Origin of the sequence: Paenibacillus sp. BIHB 4019, from assembly GCF_002741035.1 — a bacterium.
Lineage (GTDB): Bacteria > Bacillota > Bacilli > Paenibacillales > Paenibacillaceae > Pristimantibacillus.
On sequence record NZ_CP016808.1, the window covers coordinates 5,335,453 to 5,354,161 of the forward strand.

The window sequence follows — 18,709 nt, forward strand, 5'->3', positions numbered from 1 at the left end:
CGCCTATGGCAGCAACAAAACCAGCTGGGCAGCAACGGCCGTTCAGGCTGAAAATCAGAGAATCGGCTGGTGACAGGCTGTTTCTGTTCATCATCTATACGGTGCTTTCACTTGTGCTGCTCGCAGTCATTTATCCACTTATTTATATTTTGAGCAGCTCGATCAGCAGCCCGGCCGCGGTGACTTCTGGACGTGTCTGGCTGTGGCCCGTCGATATTTCCTTCCGCGGCTTCGAGGTGCTGTTTAATACCCCGCAAATTATGACGGGCTACGGCAATTCGTTGTTCTATACGACGGCGGGAACGCTAATTAGCGTAGCGCTGACGGTTATGATTGCGTATCCGATGTCGCGCAAAAGCTTTTTTGGCCGTGGGGTTATTATGATGCTGATCACGTTCACCATGCTATTCAGCGGCGGCCTCATTCCAACTTATATGGTAGTCAAAGAATTCGGCATGATCGACTCGCGCTGGGCACTGCTCATTCCGAATGCGATCTGGGTATGGCAGGTAATCATCGCCCGCTCTTTCTTCCAGTCATCGATTCCCGATGAGTTGATGGAGGCGGCCGAAATCGACGGCTGCAGCGATCTCCGGTTTATGCGCAGCGTCGTCATTCCCTTGTCCAAGCCGATACTCGCCGTGCTGTTCCTAATGTATGGGGTAGGCCAGTGGAACGCCTATTTCGATGCCCTTATCTATTTAAAATCAGCTAATCTGTTTCCGCTCCAGCTTGTGCTGCGCAGCATCATCATTATGAATAATACCGCAGGCGTGACGGACGCCCTGAAACAAGTGGAGCGCCAGCAGCTATCCGAGCTGCTGAAATACTCGCTGATCGTCGTAGCTACGCTGCCGGTGCTTATTATTTATCCGTTCGTACAGAGGTATTTTGTCCAAGGCATGCTTGTCGGCTCGGTCAAGGGCTGATGCTGAAATGGAGAATGAAGGGAGGTGAGGCTTGGGATCGAAAGCGCAAATGCAAGGCAGACAGCCATTATTATGAGATGAAAAGGGAGCGAACAACAATGAAGAAGAGACTGTTAGGCCTGCTCGCCATTGCAGTGGTCGTTAGCATGATGCTTGCTTCATGCTCGCAAAACAATAAGCCGGCGGGCAGCGTGGCGACTGCGCCTGCTTCGCAATCGGAAGAGACGGGAAGCACCGCACCGGTTGAAATTACGATGTTTGCCGTGCAGGAGTCGGGCATTGATCTGACGACTAACAAGTTCACCAAATTTGTGGAAGAGAAGTTCAATATGAAGTTTAAGTTCGATACGACGCCACCGGACGGGGCAAAGGAAAAACGCCAAATTTCGCTTGCGAGCGGCGATTATCCAGATGCTTATATGCTTCCGGGCTATATCGATCAATTTTCGCAGGCTGATGTATTGAAGTACGGCAAGCAGGGCGTGATTGTGCCGTTGAACGACCTGATTGAGCAATATGCGCCGAATATTAAAGCCGCCATGGAAAAAGACGCAGATTTGAAAGCGTTTAACACGGCGCCTGACGGCAATATTTACGGTCTTGTCGCTTACAGCCAATGTTTCCATTGCTCGTATCCGAACAAAATGTGGATCAACACGAAATGGCTGGATAAACTCCAGCTTGAAATGCCTAAGACGCCGGAGGAATTTAAAGCGGTGCTGAAGGCGTTCAAAACCCAAGATCCAAATGGCAACGGAGTTGCCGATGAAGTTCCGCTCAGCGGCTCGATCGAGGATTTTGGCGTACGTGTTATTCCATTCCTAATGAACGGCTTCGTCTATGATGATGATCGCAACTATTTGAACATGACGGGCGGCAAGGTGGAATCGGCGGCGGTGAAGCCGGAATGGAAAGAAGGGCTGAGCTATATCAAATCGCTGTATGATGAAGGGCTGATTGATCCGGGCGCATTCGCGCAAAACGCGGAAGCGTTCAAAAAAATCGGCGAAAACGGCGATTCGCAAATTTTGGGCGCGGGAGCGGGCATGCACCCAGCTATTTTCATAAATATCGACGCTGGCAACAAAAATTCGGCCGATTACAATCCTGTACCGCCGCTTACTGGACCACATGGCTCCTATGCAACGCATGATGGGGGCGGCGTAGCTCCTGGCGCCAAGTTTGTCATTACGAATAAAGCATCCGAAGAGCAGAAAATCGCCTTGATTAAGCTAGTCGATTATATGTTCACGCAAGAAGGCCAGACGAATGGAGCCTCCGGCATGGAAGGCATTGATTGGAGAAAGCCGAAAGATGGCGAGGTTGCGCTTGGCGAAGGCGTAATACCGCAAATTGCCACGATTCCTGCCGCTGAAGGCGAAGCCCCTCGCAATGCGGGCTGGAGCGGAACCGCCCATTTCTATATGCCGAAGGAGTACCGGGACAGCTTCGTTCAAGGAACGGATATTTATGATTCCGCCAGCTACGAGCGCAGATTGTATCAGGCGACACTGCTGTACCAAGGCCATGAGCCGAAGGAGCTGTTCCCGCTGTGGTCGATCTGGGTCGATCAGAACGAGGTGGACGAAGTTAGCATTTTGCAAACGAACATTAAATCTTACATTGAGCAGAACGCCTTGCAATTTATTACCGGCAACAAAAGCTTGGAGAAGGACTGGGACGCTTATGTGAAAGGCTTGAAGGACCTGAAAATCGATCGTTATTTGGAAATTTTGCAAAAAGCTTATGACGCGTCGTTCAAGTAATCCTGCGGTTATAGCAAATTTCTTGGATTAATTAGAATCAGCAACGCCGAACTCACAGGATCAGGTTATTATTGCGAGATAATGGCCTGGTCTTATTTTCTGAAAAAGGAGCTTAATTATGATCCCATTCGTGAAAAAAATACAGCCTTGGCTGCTCGTTGTCGTTCTGCTCACGATGCAGCTTGGACTGGTAGCGCCTTACGGAAACGTAGCGAAAGCTGCGGACAATGGACTTGCCCAGAAGCCTTATATGGGCTGGAGCAGCTACAGCATGCAGGTGTATACGAACAACGGCCACTGGATTACCGCTGATCAGATCAAGGCGCAGTCCGATGCGATGCACGAGAAGCTGCAGCCTTACGGTTATGAATACATTAATATCGATGCGGCCTGGAATGGTGACATGGATGGCTACGGGCGGCCGATTCCAAGTACGACCCTTTATCCAAACGGCTTGCAGGAAGTGATCGACCATATTCACGATAACGGGCAAAAGGTAGGGCTGTACGGTATTCCGGGCATGTCGCCGCAGGCGTATGATCAGGATTTGCCGATTTATGGTGCGCCGGGCTGCTCCATGCAGGATATTGCTGCACAGCCGCTGCAAGAATCGGACTACTGGGGTCTCGGCTACAAAATCGATTTCAATCAGCCGTGCGCACAGAAATATATTGATTCGATTGCCAATTTATATGGCGAATGGGGAATTGACTTCCTCAAGTTCGACAGTGTGACGCCGGGTTCTGGCATATCGGACCTGTCGCTTGATGCGCGCGATGACGTCAAAGCATGGTCGCAGGCGCTTGAGCCGCACAATATTTGGCTGGAGCTTTCATGGGCGCTGGACATCAAATACATCGACTACTGGAAAAAATACGCCAACGGCTGGCGCGTAGATTGGGATGTGGAGTGTTATTGCGGCACTGGCGGCTTGACGGTATGGTCAAGCATTGCCCGTCTCTTCCCGAAAGCCGAGCAATTTTGGCGCCATGCCGGGCCGGGCGGCTGGAATGACTTCGATTCTTTGAATGTTGGAAATGGCTCGATGGATGGCCTGACGCAGGATGAGCGCAGAACAGCCATGTCGTTCTGGGCACTGTCATCCGCACAATTGTACATTGGCAATGATATGACCAACCTCGATGCTTATGGGCTAGAGCTATTGACCAATGAAGAGGTCATCGCTGTTAATCAGGCGGGCCGACCGGGACATCCCGTATCTACAGCTGCCGAGCAGCAAGTATGGTATGCGAACAATGGCGATGGCACATATACCGTCGGACTGTTCAATCTGGGGAGTTCGGCGGCAACGGTAAACGTGGACTGGAGCGATATCGGACTGGAAGGGCCAGCCAAGGTACGCGATCTGTGGACGCATCAGGATTTAGGTACATTTAACTCAGGCTACAGTTCGGCAAATTTGGCTTCGCATGGTTCGAGATTGCTGAAGGTTACGTCGCTTGGCGGAACTTCAATCGCTAACGATGACGATACTGGCTTTAAGTATACGGGGGATTGGACGCGCAATGGAGGGCAGGAGCTTGCCGGCGGCGCGCAAAACCTCGTTATCGATGTAGGCAATGCGGCAGCGCAGAGCAGCACCATCGCTCCAACAACTGCCAGCTTCAATAAAAAACAATCCGAGCAGGCCGATGTCGCCACGACATTGACGCTGAATGGCAATACGCTGGCGAGTATTTCGGCGGGCGGCACAGCGTTAACGGCAGGTACGGATTATGTGGTGAACGGGAACGAGTTGACGATTAAAAAGGAATATTTGGCGAGCAAGGCAGTTGGTACGCTGAATCTCTCCTTTGCATTTAGCGGCGGATTGCCGCAGACGCTGTCTGTTGCAATCAACGATACGACGATCAGAGACAGCAGGGTGACCCCGTCAACGGTCAGCTTCGATTTGCTGCCGTCTGCGCAAACGGATGTAACGCTCACAACGGCGCTCAATGGCAATATGCTGACAGACGTCAAGCATGATGGCATTACGCTCGCAGCAGGAACCGACTATACCGTAAGCGGCAATACGCTGACGCTCAAGAAGGCGTGGCTTGCTGCACAGCAGGCGGGAACGAAGGCGCTCACCTTTACCTTTAGTGCGGGAGCGGAACAGACGGTATCGCTTGTCATTCAGGATACAGCAGTTGGCGGATCAATCACCCTGAATGATGATGATTCATCCATCGTCTACACTGGCGGTTGGAATCGCAGCTGGAATCGTGGACTTGGCGATTATATGGATGATGTGCATTATGCCGAAGCGAATGACAACGATTATTTTTCGTATACGTTCACAGGCACAGGAATTGAATTTATTACGGAGCTTGACCCGTCACAGGGGGCAATCGACATTTATATCGACGATCAATTTCAACGGACGATCAGTACGTACCATATTGGAAGATTGGCGCAGAAGCCTGTGTTTAACATCACTGGTCTGGCTGACGGTACGCATACCCTTAAAGCGGTGAAAAAATCAGGTTATTTTCTTCTGCTCGATAAGCTGCGGGTACTACTGCCTGATCTTGTAAGCGCAGCGGGTGGCGGATTCGACAAGGCAGCGGGTCAGCAGGCAGATTTGGTCTTTACGTCGACAGGAGCTCGCAGCGGCTTCGCCGGCATTTCAAACGGTGCAGCAGCTCTGACAGAGGGAACAGATTACACCGTATCTGGCAATGACATTACCGTGAAGAAGGAATATATGGCGGCACAACCTATTGGTACAACAAGCTTGACGTTTTCGTTCGCAGGAGGGGCTGTGCAGACGCTTGCTGTAGCTGTCAGCGATTCGGCGGCGGCAAACAGTACAATTAGCCCTTTTGAGGCGAGCTTTGACAAAAAAGCTGCCGCCCAGGCCGACGTTGCTGTGGCCTTGACGCTGAACGGAAACACGCTCTTGGGCATCAGCAACCATGCAGCAGCTCTGACAGCGGGCACGGACTACACCGTATCCGGCAACGATGTGTTTCTTCACAAAGCGTACCTTGCCAGCCAGCCGTTAGGCACAACAAACTTGCGCTTTGATTTTAGCGCGGGGGCTCCGCAGACGCTGGACATCGAGATCACCGACACCACTGGGCAGAACAGTACGATTAGCCCTAGCACGCTAAGCTTTGATCATAAAGCGGAGGCTCAGGCAGATATTGCGACGACGGTTAGTTTGAACGGCAATATGCTAACTGGAATTGTTAATGGCGCGACAGCGCTGCAAGAGGGTACGGACTACCAATTTGCCGGAGACCAGCTTGCGATTCGCAAGGGCTATCTTTCCCAAATGCCAAATGGCATGACGAATTTGACGTTGTCCTTCAGTGGCGGTGCTGAGCAAACGCTGGCCGTTGCCATTAGCGATTCCTCCAGAGGCCGCTATGTGGCAGTCAACAACGATGACAGCGAGATTTCGTATAAGGGCGCCTGGCAGCATGGTCGCAACAGAGGACTTGGCGATTATAAGGATGACGTCCATTACACGGAGACGACGGGCGATTATTTGGAATATACGTTTGAGGGCACAGGCATTACGTTCATAACCGAAAAAGATTCGTCCCAAGGCGATATGGACATCTATATCGATGGCGTATTCCAGCAAACGGTCAGCACGTATTATCCTAGCCGCCAAGTGAATCAGACCGTATTTGTCGCTGAAGGCCTGACACTGGGCGAGCATACGCTCAAAGCGGTCAAAAAATCGGGCTACTACATGCTGCTTGACCAATTGAAATTCCGAATGGCCGATATGGTTACCCCCGACACAGGCAGCTTCGACAAAACCGCGCAGTCGGATATAACAACAACGCTTCAAGTCGATGGAAGCAATCTGCTGGGTGTGAAAAATGGCAATGCAATGCTCGCCGCTGGTGTGGACTATACCGTGTCGGGTAGTGACATTACGATCAAGAAGGAGTATTTGGCATCGCAGCCTGATGGAGCTGTGAGCCTAGCGATCTCTTATCGTGGCGATTATTACAACGATTTGCACGGTACGATGACCAATGGGGATTATGCTGAATTTTCGTTTACGGGCACAGGTGTTGCCCTGATTGCGCCAAAATCATCTGTACAGGGAGATATTGATATTTACATCGATAACATCTTCCAACAAACGGTTAGCGCCGTCAACGCAAGCCGATTGACGCAGCAGGAGATTTACGCCGTGGCCGGCTTGGCTGACACCGTTCATACGATTAAAGCGGTGAAAAAATCAGGGGATTACATGCTGCTGGACGGTGTTAAGTTTGCTGTTAGTGGTCAGCCGCAGCCATCGCAGCCATCGGCAACGCCAACTGGCGCGCCGTCAACAGCACCGTCGATGGAGCCTACAGCATCGGCAACGCCATCAACAATACCATCGTCGGAGCCTTCTGCAACACCAACGGAGTCCGCAGCAACGCCAATGTCACCTACAGCGACGCCGACACCCGCACCAACACAGGTGCAAAACGGAGGGGGAGGGGCAACCAATGCTCCTCCCCCATCGGGGGGAAACGCATCCTCGGAGCTGATTACAGTGGACGTAGGGAATGGAATCAAAAAGGTCATAAACAGAACGAAGCAGGTGGGCGGCAGCAAGCAAGATGAGCTTGTGCTGACGGCCGAGGAGGCCAGCAAAGCGGCGGCAAGCGCAGCGGCATCAGGCGCGAAGGCTGTGAACATTAACATTCCAGACACGCTGGATGAAGTTGGTGAAACAGCGTTCAAGCTTCCCAAGGATGCGGTCAAAAGCTTGACGACAGCAGAGGTTGGGCTGCAGTTAACTACTGCAAATGCTATTATTACGGTCAGCAGCGGCCCATTATCGGGCTTGCAGGATGAACTGTATTTTAAGCTGGCTCCAATGAAGGACGCAGGCAAGCAGCAGGAGCTTGCTGGTCAGGCGAATCGCCAAGCAGCCGTCAGCATTGTCATGGGTGATGGTGAGGCGACGGTTGTTGGTCGTCCGATGAACATTGAAACCAATTTGCAAAATGCGGAAGTTACGATTATTTTACCGTTAAAGGGCAGTAAGCTTGATGAAGCAGAGTGGCAAAATCTAGCCGTGTATATCGAGCATAGCGACGGAACGAAGGAACTGCTCAGGGGGACTGTCGTACCCTACAACGATCAGGGCGACAAAGGGCTTGCATTTACCGTAACAAAATTCAGCTTGTTCACGCTGCTTCATATATCGGGGCTGGACCAGTCTAGTCTAGGCATCGCTTATATGAAAGGATACGAGGATGACACGTTCAAGCCGGACAATCGGATTACAAGGGCGGAGATGGCCGCCATCCTGTCCCGTATACTGACGCGCCATAAGGCGGATACGGCGAATATAAATTATACGGATGTAGCTGCAGGGTATTGGGCTAAGGAATATATAACCGACATGACCCAGATGGGTTTAATGAAGGGATATGGCAATGGGGAATTTAGAGCTGGCCAATCGGTTACGCGTGCGGAGATGGCACGGCTTATGTCGCAATTGCTTGTAAGCGATTCGGACTCGCAATCCAGCAAAGGTTTTAGCGATATAGCGGGGCATTGGGCGCAAAGCGATATTATGAAGGTTCAGTCCTACGGCTTTATTAACGGCTACAACGACGGCACGTTCAAGCCGAATCAGGCGCTGACACGCGCGGAAGCAGCCACCATTATCAACAAGGTGCTGGGTAGGCCAAATGCGAACGCTTCGGCACAATTATTATGGAAGGATGTTCCAGCTTCTCATTGGGCATTCGGAGCTATTGCTGCAGCATCGCTAGAATAGTGGAAACGGGTCCTCCTGATGTCAGGGGACCCGTTTTATCGTTTTGTCTGGGAATGGAGGGAGAGTGATTGTCGTTATTTAGCGTCATGGAATATGATTCCCAGACTATATCTGGTTCCCGAAGTAATCGTGCCGACACCGTGGCGAAGCGTAATACGATAATAGCCACGCATTCCTGAAACAGGACGATGCTGAGTTGGGAAAATCAGTCCCTCACCTTGCTCTAATGTCAGGACATGTCCCCTGCTTTGTGCGCGTGGACGCTGCTCTACAAGTAGAAATTCACCACCAGTATAATCTTTATTCCGCTGCCCCAAAGCAAATACAACCTGGAAAGGGAAAAACCTATCTCCATATAAATCTTGATGCAAGCAGTTATATCCGTTTGTCTCGTATTTCAAAATCAATGGTGTAGGACGGAGTTGTCCTGCTTGATGGCATTGCTCAAGAAATTCTTCGAGCGAAGCAGGATATGCAGCAGTTTTGTTTAATTGCTCTGACCAACGATTAGCAGCTTTAGCTAGTTCAGGATACAGCTCTTCACGCAGCTGCCGAAGCTGATTGGGGAGTGGGTCAGCAAAATATTTGTATTCACCCATCCCGAATCGGTATCGTGCCATGTCGATTGTTTTACGGTACAGTGCTTCATCCTCATAGCTGCTGATGAAGCTCATGCAGGCTGCGGGGCTTAGCAAACGTGGGAGCTTGGCATAACCATACTCATCAAGCGATTGCTGCAGTGCTTCCCAGTCTAATTGGCGGATGAATGATGCCATCTCATTAGACATGTTGTAGGTTCCCTTTTGCACTGGTGCGGATACTCTCCAGCTGCAGCAGCTTTGTTTTCATATCTAATCCGCCCCGATAGCCGGTAAGTGTCCCATTTTTGCCGATTACGCGGTGGCACGGAACGGTTATGAGCAATGGATTTGCGCCAATGGCTGCACCAACTGCTCGAACCGCTGCAGGCTTTTGAATATGGTTGGCAATATCTGAATAGGACCAGATATGCCCATATGGAATGCTGCAAAGAGCCTGCCATACGGCCTCTTGAAAAGGCGTTCCTTGAAATACGGCAGGAACTGTAAAGTTTTCAAGCGTTCCTTGCAAATATTGGACTAGTTCAGCCTTATACGGAAGCAGCTTTTCATCATTATGGATCAAAGGGCTATGTGAAAAACGCGATGCAGCCCATTTCGCCAACTCTTCAAATGGCTGGTTTTGTGAACCGACGAAGCAAAGCCCTTCGTCGGTTGCAGCGACGTGCATATTCCAATCTTCATAACTAAACAGCGACCAGTATATGGTCCTATTAATTGAATTCGTCATTTTGAATGATCTCCTTTATTTATGTTAAGTCATCTTTGCTATGCTGCTGTCGATAGCTTTCGGGCGTATATCCAGTTTTCTGCTTGAACAGGGTAATAAAATAGGGCGTATTGGACAAGCCGACACATTCGCCAGCTTCTGCAATGGATATAGGAGAAGATAGAAGCATCGCCTTAGCCTTTTCGATTCTTATTTGCTGGATATAGTCGACAGGTGTTTTGCGCGTTACTTTTTTGAAGGTTCGGTGCAAATGATACGGCGTACCATGACAAATGGATGCAAGCGCAGCCAGCGTTAGCTTTTCTTTGTAGTTTCGATCGATATATTCGGTCACCATCGCGATCCATTCTTCATCAGGCAATCGTTGCCCAGTCGGTTTGCAGCGTTTGCAGGGACGAAATTGGGCAGCCAGCGCTTGTTCAGCGGTTCGGAAAAATCCGATATTCTCTCGATGGGGCGGTCTGGATTTGCAGGATGGCCGGCAAAAGATGCCCGTCGTTTTGACAGCATAATAAAATTGACCGTCATATGAAGGGTCATTGCCTACGATAGCTCGCCATTGTTCATCAGACACAGGTGCAGGAAGGACTGGCTCATCCTTATTGCGCAGGCTGTCAGAAGTCTGTTCTGAATTCGCTCTCCATTCATCGGACATGTTCATTCACCTCTAACGCTAGTATAACCGTGAATGGGGGTATTTGTGTGCAATCTGGAATGGAATAGCAAGATAACGAAATGACAAGGTCTGGTTGGCCCATTGCTGTCATATGAGGCAATAGGGGGGTGGTTTCGTTTGCACCAAGCCAAATCCATTGAGGTTTGCAGACAAATGAATTATAATTTTCAATATTGATAATAATTCTCAGTAATGATAAATTCGACTTATGATTCTACATAAAAAGGGGCTTATCACTTGACTGTCACGCTCAATGCGGAAGAGCATATCCAGCTATGGAATGCTGCTGCTATCAAGGTTATGGACGTAAGGCACTTCAGCATGAAGCATGGCGAGGAATTGCGGTCGTACCTCTTTCCGTCAAGTGTCTTCCTATATGCCATTCGCGGCGAGGCTCTGGTGCTGCTGGACGGGATCGAGCATTCCGCGAAGCGGTTCCAACTATGGCACGGTGGAAAAGGAACCTGTCTGGATATTTTTCCAACGGAAGCGGAGTTTGAATATTATTTGATCTTCTATAGAGCAACGATTCCATCGACTGGCAGGGGGGAAATCTTGCATCTCATGGAGCGGTATAATCCTTTTCAACTGCAATATAGTGTGGCTCCACTGCGTTCTGCTGTTTTATTTGACAAGGTGGATAATATGCTGAAAGAATGGCAGAACTCGCGCACGTTAGAAAAATTTCATGTTAAAACGTTATTTTATCAATTTGTTTATGAGCTGCTATGGCAGCTGGAGCATCAGCAAATTGGCATGAAAAGACCTAATCTCTCAGCCCAGGCCATTCGTTATATTCAGGAGCATTACAGGGAGCCATTAACCAGGGAATCGATCGCGCAGATTTTTCACTACAGCGTCCCCTATGTATCCAGACAATTTAGACAGGAAACAGGCATAAGCATAATTGATTATGTAATAAGAGAGCGTGTTAGCAAAGCCATGGAATACTTGCGCAAAACAGATATGACCGTGCAAGAGGCTTCTGCCAGTGTCGGTTATGACGATGTATCGTATTTCACAAGGATTTTCAAAAAATTTACCGGAATGACTCCTAAGCAATTTCAGGATCAGCATAAAGCAAAGAAAGCGGGGTTCGATTATCCTATCATTAGGGTTGGATCGTCCCTTTTCCCGAGCAGGCTGCAACGTTATATTGGTAGTGGATATGAGAACCATTATCGATATAAAAGAGAGGGAGATTTATCGATGTACAGAAACAAACCAGCTATGGGGGTCACTTTGCTTTTATGTCTTACGCTGTTGCTTAGCGCTTGCTCAGGAGCAGGCAGCTCCAATAATGGATCAGTTGCGTCACCTGCACCAGCAGCCGCGGCAGATGGAAACGCTCAAGTGCAGGCCTCAGCATCAAACGGTGGTGCAGCGAGCGCAGCGGAAATGGTGACTTATTCGGCAGTGAATGGCGATGTTAAAATCCCCAAAAATCCGCAGCGTATCGTTATCATAGCGGGCGCCTTTGTTGGCCATTTGCTGGCACTTGGCATTAAGCCGGTGGGCGCGGGGGAAGAAGCTTTCAACAGCTATACGGAAGGAAAGCTGGATGGGGTCGAAAGTATAGGCGACGGGATCGCGTATGAAAAGATTTTGGAGCTGCAGCCGGACCTCATTATCGTATGGAATGACCCGGCTGTGCTCGAGCAGCTGAACCAGATTGCTCCGACGGTAGTTGTCGATTATGGCGTGCCTGTAAGGGAGCAGCTGCTAGAATTCGGCAAAATGACGGGCCGTGAGGATCAGGCTAATGCCTGGATTACGGCTTGGGATAAAAAGATAGCCGATTACAAACCGAAGGTGCAAGCGGCTGTGGGTGACAAAACCGTTGCTATCTTTGACTCTGGCAGCGCTAAAGAGTTTTATGCTTACGGCAATAAGCTGGGAAGAGGCGGCGAGATTATTTATGGCGAATTCGAGTTGAAGGCGCCGCCTATTATTCAGAAGGAAGCGATCGACAGCGGTACAGGCTGGGCGAAGCTGTCTCTGGAGCTGCTGCCCGAATATGCAGGAGATTATATTTTTATTAACGAGTGGACTGGCAAGGACAATCCAGAGGTTGTTTTTGAAGGCAGCCTGTGGGAACAGCTGGACGCAGTCAAAAACAATCGCGTTTTCCGCGAAGAAGGAAGAGGCTTTATGTTCAGCGACCCTGTGTCTTTGGACGCACAGCTGGAGTTTGTTGTGGAGAGTTTTATTGGGGAATAATGGGTGTTTGACGGGTAGAAGCCAGAACCGTGGGTGTGCGGTTCTGGTTTTTTTATTCCAGCTCCTATATTATTTTTAAAATCAGTATGGAGTTGTGGCGCTATAACCTTTATAATTTGACGAGAATACTTTAATAAAGGAATAGGTGTTATTCATGAGCATATTAAATGTAGAGCGGCTGAGTCACGGTTTCGGAGATCGGGCGATTTTCAGCGATGTATCATTCCGCCTTTTAAAGGGCGAGCATATCGGTCTAATAGGGGCCAACGGTGAAGGTAAGTCTACCTTTATGAACATTATCACAGGCAAGCTTCAGCCGGACGATGGTAAAGTTGAGTGGGCAAGACGCGTGCGGACGGGCTATCTGGATCAGCACGCAGTGCTGACAAAGGGACAGTCGATGCGCGATGTTCTGCGTGGTGCGTTCCAATATCTGTTCGATATGGAGCAGGAAATGAACGACATGTACGGCAGAATGGGTGATGTCTCTCCGGAGGAGCTGGAGCAGCTGCTGGAGGATGTCGGAACGATTCAGGACACGCTAACGAATCAGGATTTTTATATGATCGACGCCAAAATCGATGAAACGGCTCGCGGGCTCGGACTGACAGACATCGGTTTGGACAAGGATGTTCATGATCTCAGCGGAGGTCAGCGTACCAAGGTACTGCTCGCTAAATTGCTGCTAGAGAAACCGGATATCCTTCTGCTTGACGAGCCTACGAACTATCTCGATGAGCAGCATATCGTATGGCTTACCCGATATTTACAGGAATACGAAAATGCCTTTATTTTAATCTCGCATGATATTCCGTTCTTGAACAGCGTCATCAACCTGATCTACCATATGGAAAATCAGTCGCTGTCGCGCTATGTGGGGGATTATGAGTATTTCCAGCAGGTGTACGAGGCGAAAAAGCAACAGCTTGAATCCGCCTTTAAACGGCAGCAGCAGGAAATTTCGGAATTGAAGGACTTCGTTGCACGCAACAAAGCCAGCGTGGCTACGCGCAATATGGCGATGTCCCGCCAGAAGAAGCTGGATAAGATGGATGTTATCGAGCTCGCCAGGGAAAAACCGAAGCCGCAGTTCAACTTCAAGCCGGCGCGCACTTCTGGCAAGGTGATTTTTGAAACGAAGGATCTCGTCATCGGCTACGATTCGCCACTGTCGAAGCCTTTGAATTTAAGCATGGAGCGAGGACAAAAAATAGCGTTGGTCGGTTCAAACGGGATCGGTAAAACAACACTGCTGCGCAGCATTCTTGGCCAAATACCGGCTATTTCAGGTTCGGCAAGGCTAGGGGATCTGCTGGAAATCGGCTATTTCGAGCAGGAAATGAAGGAAACGAACAACAACACCTGTATTGAAGAGGTTTGGAGCGAGTTCCCATCCTTTACGCAGTTTGAAATTCGCGCGGCTCTTGCCAAATGCGGTCTGACAACGAAGCACATTGAGAGCAAAATCGTGGTGCTAAGCGGCGGAGAGAAAGCCAAAGTCCGCTTGTGCAAGCTGATCAACCACGAGACGAATCTGCTCGTGCTCGACGAGCCTACGAACCATCTCGACGTGGATGCCAAAGATGAGCTGCAGCGTGCGCTTAAAGCGTATAAGGGAAGCATTTTGCTAATTTCCCATGAACCTGAATTTTATCGCGATATCGTGACGGACACGTGGAACTGCGAAAATTGGACGACAAAAGTGTTTTAGATGGTAAAACAGAAAAACAGAAAAACAGGAATACAGGGCTGCCTTCATAGAGGCGGCCTTTTTTTCGCTGTTTTGAAATTATACCTCAGTGAGCGTTATGATAGGATGGAATGTAAATAACAATCTATACAATGTATCCTAGCTTGAATCGAAGATAGCGAAAGGAATGAGCGAGATGAAACACCCTTTTTATCTGAAAGCGGTATGGAATGGCGGGCGTAACAGTGAAGGACATATCGATGCCGGCGGATTAAAAACGATTATTTCCATTCCGCAAGAGATGGGAGGGCCAGGAACAGGCACCAACCCTGACGAAATGCTTCTGGGGGCAGCAGCGACCTGTTATCTGATTACCTTAGCAGCAATGCTTGAGCGTTCGGATCTTACACCGCAGGAGCTGACTCTGGAGTCTGAAGCGATTGTAGATGTAACGAATAATGTGTTTACGTACGAACGGATCATACACAAACCGCGAATTGTGCTCAAAGCGGATGCATCAGAGGCTGAGCGGGCGAAAGCCGAGCGTCTGGCACATCGGGCAGAAGAGTCCTGTATGATCTCCAGAGCTGTTGCAGGCAATGTCTCTATAGAGACATTGCCTACTATTGTAATAACAGGGATTAATGCGGTGTAAGAGGCTGAATATTAGACAGCCCAAGCTTGGGCTGTGTAAGGATATTTTCTCGAAAGCCCGCTGCTTCCGCATCTTTAACTTCAATTGCTTAAAAAGTTTTATTGAAAACTAAATATAAATGATATATAGTATAATGAGATTTCCGAATAGTTAGGATGAGTAAAAAATGTCATACTCAACAGCTCTATCGCAAGGAATTGCGATATTGCTCTATATTCACACCATTGCGGAGGAGAATTGCTCTAATTTTTTGTCCACCAAAGTGATTTCAGAGCAATTAAATATTCCGGTTCCGACAACGGTTAAGGTTATCAGAAATTTGAACAATGCTAGGCTTACGCTTGCTAAAGAAGGAGCGAAGGGAGGCATACTGCTGGCAAGGCCGCTAGCAGAAATTACGTTATTGGATGTTTTTCTGGCAGTCGAGCCTGGCAAAGCGCTATTCAAGCTCCATACCGATACCACACTGCAAGGAAAAGATGTCGACGCAGTCAAACAAAAGATAGCCTCCAGTCTACAAACCGTTGAGGTGTCTATGCACAATCATTTGAAAGAAGTGAGGTTAACCGACTTTTTGAACTAAACGACGGTTGCCTTCTCTTTTTTTGAGATAACTAGATATAATGAATATTTAATATATTACATTTTTCTTTTTTAATTTTACACAACCGAAAGGAGCAATAATATGATTTTTGAAAATAGAGCAGTAAAAGCGAGCAATGGCGTTGAAATTCCGCAATTGGGGTTTGGGGTATACAAAATAACGAAAGAACGAGAATTTGAAATGGCGATCAGCGAGGCGATTCGAATCGGATATCGGCATTTTGATACTGCTAAAATTTACGGCAATGAGCAAGCTTTAGGAAGAGAGATTCAGAAAAGCGGGCTGCCGCGCGAGGATTTTTTTATCACTTCTAAAGTGTGGAATACGGATCTCGGGTTTGAGGCGACCAGGAAAGCTTTTGCACAAACTTGCAAGAAGCTGATGGTAGAATACCTGGACATGTACTTGATCCATTTTGCCGCACCAAATTATTTGGAAGCGTGGCGAGCGATGGAAGAGCTGTATTCCGAAGGTAGTATCAAAGTAATTGGCGTTGCAAATTTTGAGATTCAGCATCTGGAGCATTTAATGAAGCATGCTAAAATCCCGCCGATGATCAATCAGATCGAGACGCATCCCGAGTTTGCGCAAAATGATCTGCATCATTATCTCCATGAACATCAGATTTTGCATGAGGCATGGGGGCCGCTAGGGCAAGGGAATAGAGCGTTATTGGAGCACCCGCTATTGAAAAAAATGGCTGATCAGCATCATAAAACAGTGGCGCAGGTCATTTTGCGTTGGCACTTGGAACGAGGCATCATCGTCATTCCAAAATCATCGAGCTCTAAAAGAATGAAAGAAAATAGCGAGATATTTGATTTTGAGCTTACAAGTGATGATATGGAACAGATCAAACAGCTGAATATAGGTAAAAGATATTCGATTAATCCTACCGGTTATATCATTCATCCAATCTATAATAAATTAATGAAGATTTTTATGAAATAATGTAGTCGAATAACAGGATATAAGCACAGTCTTTGAAAGAGTTGGCGAAACTGCTATACTCAGGGCAGATATGCAAGCCTAAGCCAACCAAGTTAATAAAGCGATTACGGAAGGAGTATTTATCATAGGATGAAGCAGCAAGAAGAATACAAGGTTTGGAATTACGTACATATTGAGCTGTCTGACATCCGTCTGCATACGCTTGGTGCGGGAGAGTCCAGCATCGGTTACCGTTTGCCTGCAAGTGCTTTTATATTTCTGTATAAAGGCAAAGCGACGATACGGATGGATGGACTCATTCATCCTGTTGAACATTTTCATTGTCTGCATGGCTGCAAGGGAATGCGGCTGGATATTGAAGCAGCGGAATATTTGGAATACTATATGGTGCTTTATCGTGGCGAGTTTCCGCTGCGCCGAAGGCATTTTCTGGACAAGGGAGGAATCCCGCCGTTTCAGCAAATATTTGCTTTTGCTCCCGCGCAGCCTATAGGGCTTTATCAGCTTCTACAGCGAATGGAGGCTGCATGGAATCAATCGACGGAGAAAGAAAAATTTTTAGCGAAAACTCTCTTCTTGCCATTTATTCTGGAAATGCTTCAGCAAAAGCAGCAGTTAGGAATAGACTCCCTTCCTACAGAGATTGTTAAGCAAGCAGCACAGTATATGCGTGAGCATGTGGATGAGCCATTGACGCTGGAGCTGCTAGGGAAGAGGTTTGGCTACAACCCTCAATATTTGGCCCGCAGATTTAAGGAATTGACGATGCACAGTCCAATTGATTATCTAATAGGGCTTCGTATTGAAAAAGCGTGTCATATGCTCCAAAATACAGATGCTTCGATTGGTGACATTGCCCAAAGTGTAGGTTATGAGGATGTGTTTTATTTCAACCGCATTTTCAAAAAGAACGTTGGCCTTTCTCCCAGCCATTTCAAAAAAAAGCTGTCGGATAAGGAGGGTGTTCGGTTTAATCCATATAAAAAGTGGGGATTGTCCATGTCAGAGTCCACCGCCTCATGCTATAGTGATAATGATAATTGTTATCACTATAAAGAAAAGGGAGAGTCTTACATGTACCGAACATCCAGAAAAAATATGATGGCAGCACTTCTTATCTGTATGGCCTTATTGATTACAGCTTGCGGAGGGGGAAATACGAATTTGCAGTCCTCATCGGAAACCGCCGCTGCTGGCTCTAATTCTGCGGCACTAACTCAGAAAGCGACGCCAATAACAGACACCAAGATCGTAAATACCGCCTTCGGCGAAGTGGAAGTTTCCAAAAAGCCCGAACGCATTGTAGCGATTCAATATTTGAGCAGTCTTCTAGCCGTAAAGGCTAATCCAATCGCCTCTACGACACGCATTATGGATAATCCATATTTCAGCGGTTTAACGGACAATATTGAGATTGTCGGTTCTTCCGGCAGTGATGTTTCGTTTGAAAAGCTGCTCGATCTTAATCCTGATTTGATTGTCGTCATGACCTCGGAGGAGGAAGAATATAAAAAGTACAGTAAAATTGCTCCAACGATTGCTATTCCCTACGGGAAATTCACATCCATTGAGGAGGAAGTGAAGTTCTTTGGAGATCTGCTTGGACGGGACGAGGAGGCTTCTTCATGGATAGCCGATTATAATGCGCGAATCGCGGCTGCGAGTGCCAAGGTCCAAGCAGTTATACCTGCAGAGGCATCCTTTAGTATTATGCAGGAGACAGACAAAACATTAACTATATATGGCAGTGAGTTTGGCCGTGGCGGAAAAGTTATATATGAGAATCTAGGACGGATATCGCCCCCATCCTATGATGAAGCAGTTAAGGAAGAGAAATACAAGGATATCTCCATGGAAGTATTGGAGCAATATGCTGGAGATTATATTATTCTGACTACCGAGAAATCATTGGAGGAGCTTCGCGAGGATCCAATCTGGGGACGGCTGGAAGCAGTCAAAAATGGGAGGCTATATGCCTGGCCTAACATTCGCTCTTATTTTATTGACCCGCTGTCGATATTGATGCAGACGGAAGAATTGGCTGATTGGCTGACAAATACAACCCAGAACAAATGATTTAGAATATCGTATTAAAGCTTCTGCCCGTAGTCTGAGCAGGAGCTTTTTTCTTTGA

General features: G+C 48.1%; 12 protein-coding genes. 9 read left to right on the forward strand and 3 right to left on the reverse strand.

The window, feature by feature from the left end:
- The first annotated feature begins 5 nt into the window (after positions 1–5).
- From BBD42_RS23280 to BBD42_RS32630, 3 genes are all read left to right on the forward strand, one after another.
- Positions 6–929: a carbohydrate ABC transporter permease gene (locus BBD42_RS23280; protein ID WP_099520079.1), complete on the forward strand. Its 924-nt coding sequence runs from the start codon at positions 6–8 to the stop codon at positions 927–929.
- A gap of 98 nt (positions 930–1,027) precedes the next feature.
- Positions 1,028–2,695: an extracellular solute-binding protein gene (locus tag BBD42_RS23285; RefSeq protein ID WP_099521765.1), complete on the forward strand. Its 1,668-nt coding sequence runs from the start codon at positions 1,028–1,030 to the stop codon at positions 2,693–2,695.
- Positions 2,696–2,813: 118 nt separating this feature from the next.
- On the forward strand, positions 2,814–8,450 hold the full coding sequence (locus tag BBD42_RS32630; RefSeq protein WP_099520080.1) for a X2-like carbohydrate binding domain-containing protein: 5,637 nt from the start codon (positions 2,814–2,816) through the stop codon (positions 8,448–8,450).
- A gap of 74 nt (positions 8,451–8,524) precedes the next feature.
- On the opposite strand, the gene BBD42_RS23295 is transcribed toward BBD42_RS32630, so the two are convergent.
- From BBD42_RS23295 to BBD42_RS23305, 3 genes are read right to left on the reverse strand one after another with little or no spacing between them, the layout of a single operon-like run.
- Positions 8,525–9,238: a 2OG-Fe(II) oxygenase gene (locus tag BBD42_RS23295; protein ID WP_099520081.1), complete on the reverse strand. Its 714-nt coding sequence runs from the start codon at positions 9,236–9,238 to the stop codon at positions 8,525–8,527.
- Entirely contained in the window at positions 9,231–9,779 is a 549-nt protein-coding gene (locus tag BBD42_RS23300) for a methylated-DNA--[protein]-cysteine S-methyltransferase (RefSeq protein WP_099520082.1), read from the reverse strand. Before BBD42_RS23300 ends, BBD42_RS23295 begins: the two co-directional genes overlap by 8 nt.
- A 19-nt stretch (positions 9,780–9,798) precedes the next feature.
- On the reverse strand, positions 9,799–10,434 hold the full coding sequence (locus tag BBD42_RS23305) for a bifunctional transcriptional activator/DNA repair enzyme AdaA (protein WP_099520083.1): 636 nt from the start codon (positions 10,432–10,434) through the stop codon (positions 9,799–9,801).
- Positions 10,435–10,692: 258 nt separating this feature from the next.
- On the opposite strand from BBD42_RS23305, the gene BBD42_RS23310 reads away from it, so the two are divergent.
- The 6 genes from BBD42_RS23310 (at position 10,693) to BBD42_RS23335 (ending at position 18,651) form a co-directional block, all read left to right on the forward strand.
- Positions 10,693–12,675 (forward strand): AraC family transcriptional regulator, encoded by a 1,983-nt coding sequence (locus BBD42_RS23310; protein WP_099520084.1) that lies wholly within the window; start codon positions 10,693–10,695, stop codon positions 12,673–12,675.
- Positions 12,676–12,829: 154 nt separating this feature from the next.
- Positions 12,830–14,386, forward strand: a complete 1,557-nt coding sequence (locus BBD42_RS23315) for an ABC-F family ATP-binding cassette domain-containing protein (RefSeq protein ID WP_099520085.1) — start codon at positions 12,830–12,832, stop codon at positions 14,384–14,386.
- 175 nt (positions 14,387–14,561) lie between these two features.
- Entirely contained in the window at positions 14,562–15,020 is a 459-nt protein-coding gene (locus BBD42_RS23320) for an OsmC family protein (RefSeq protein ID WP_099520086.1), read from the forward strand.
- Positions 15,021–15,186: 166 nt separating this feature from the next.
- Positions 15,187–15,603, forward strand: a complete 417-nt coding sequence (locus BBD42_RS23325; RefSeq protein ID WP_099520087.1) for an RrF2 family transcriptional regulator — start codon at positions 15,187–15,189, stop codon at positions 15,601–15,603.
- Positions 15,604–15,705: 102 nt separating this feature from the next.
- Complete coding sequence (locus tag BBD42_RS23330) at positions 15,706–16,575, forward strand: aldo/keto reductase (RefSeq protein ID WP_099520088.1); 870 nt, start codon at positions 15,706–15,708, stop codon at positions 16,573–16,575.
- 129 nt (positions 16,576–16,704) lie between these two features.
- On the forward strand, positions 16,705–18,651 hold the full coding sequence (locus BBD42_RS23335; RefSeq protein WP_099520089.1) for an AraC family transcriptional regulator: 1,947 nt from the start codon (positions 16,705–16,707) through the stop codon (positions 18,649–18,651).
- The last annotated feature ends 58 nt before the right edge of the window (positions 18,652–18,709 follow it).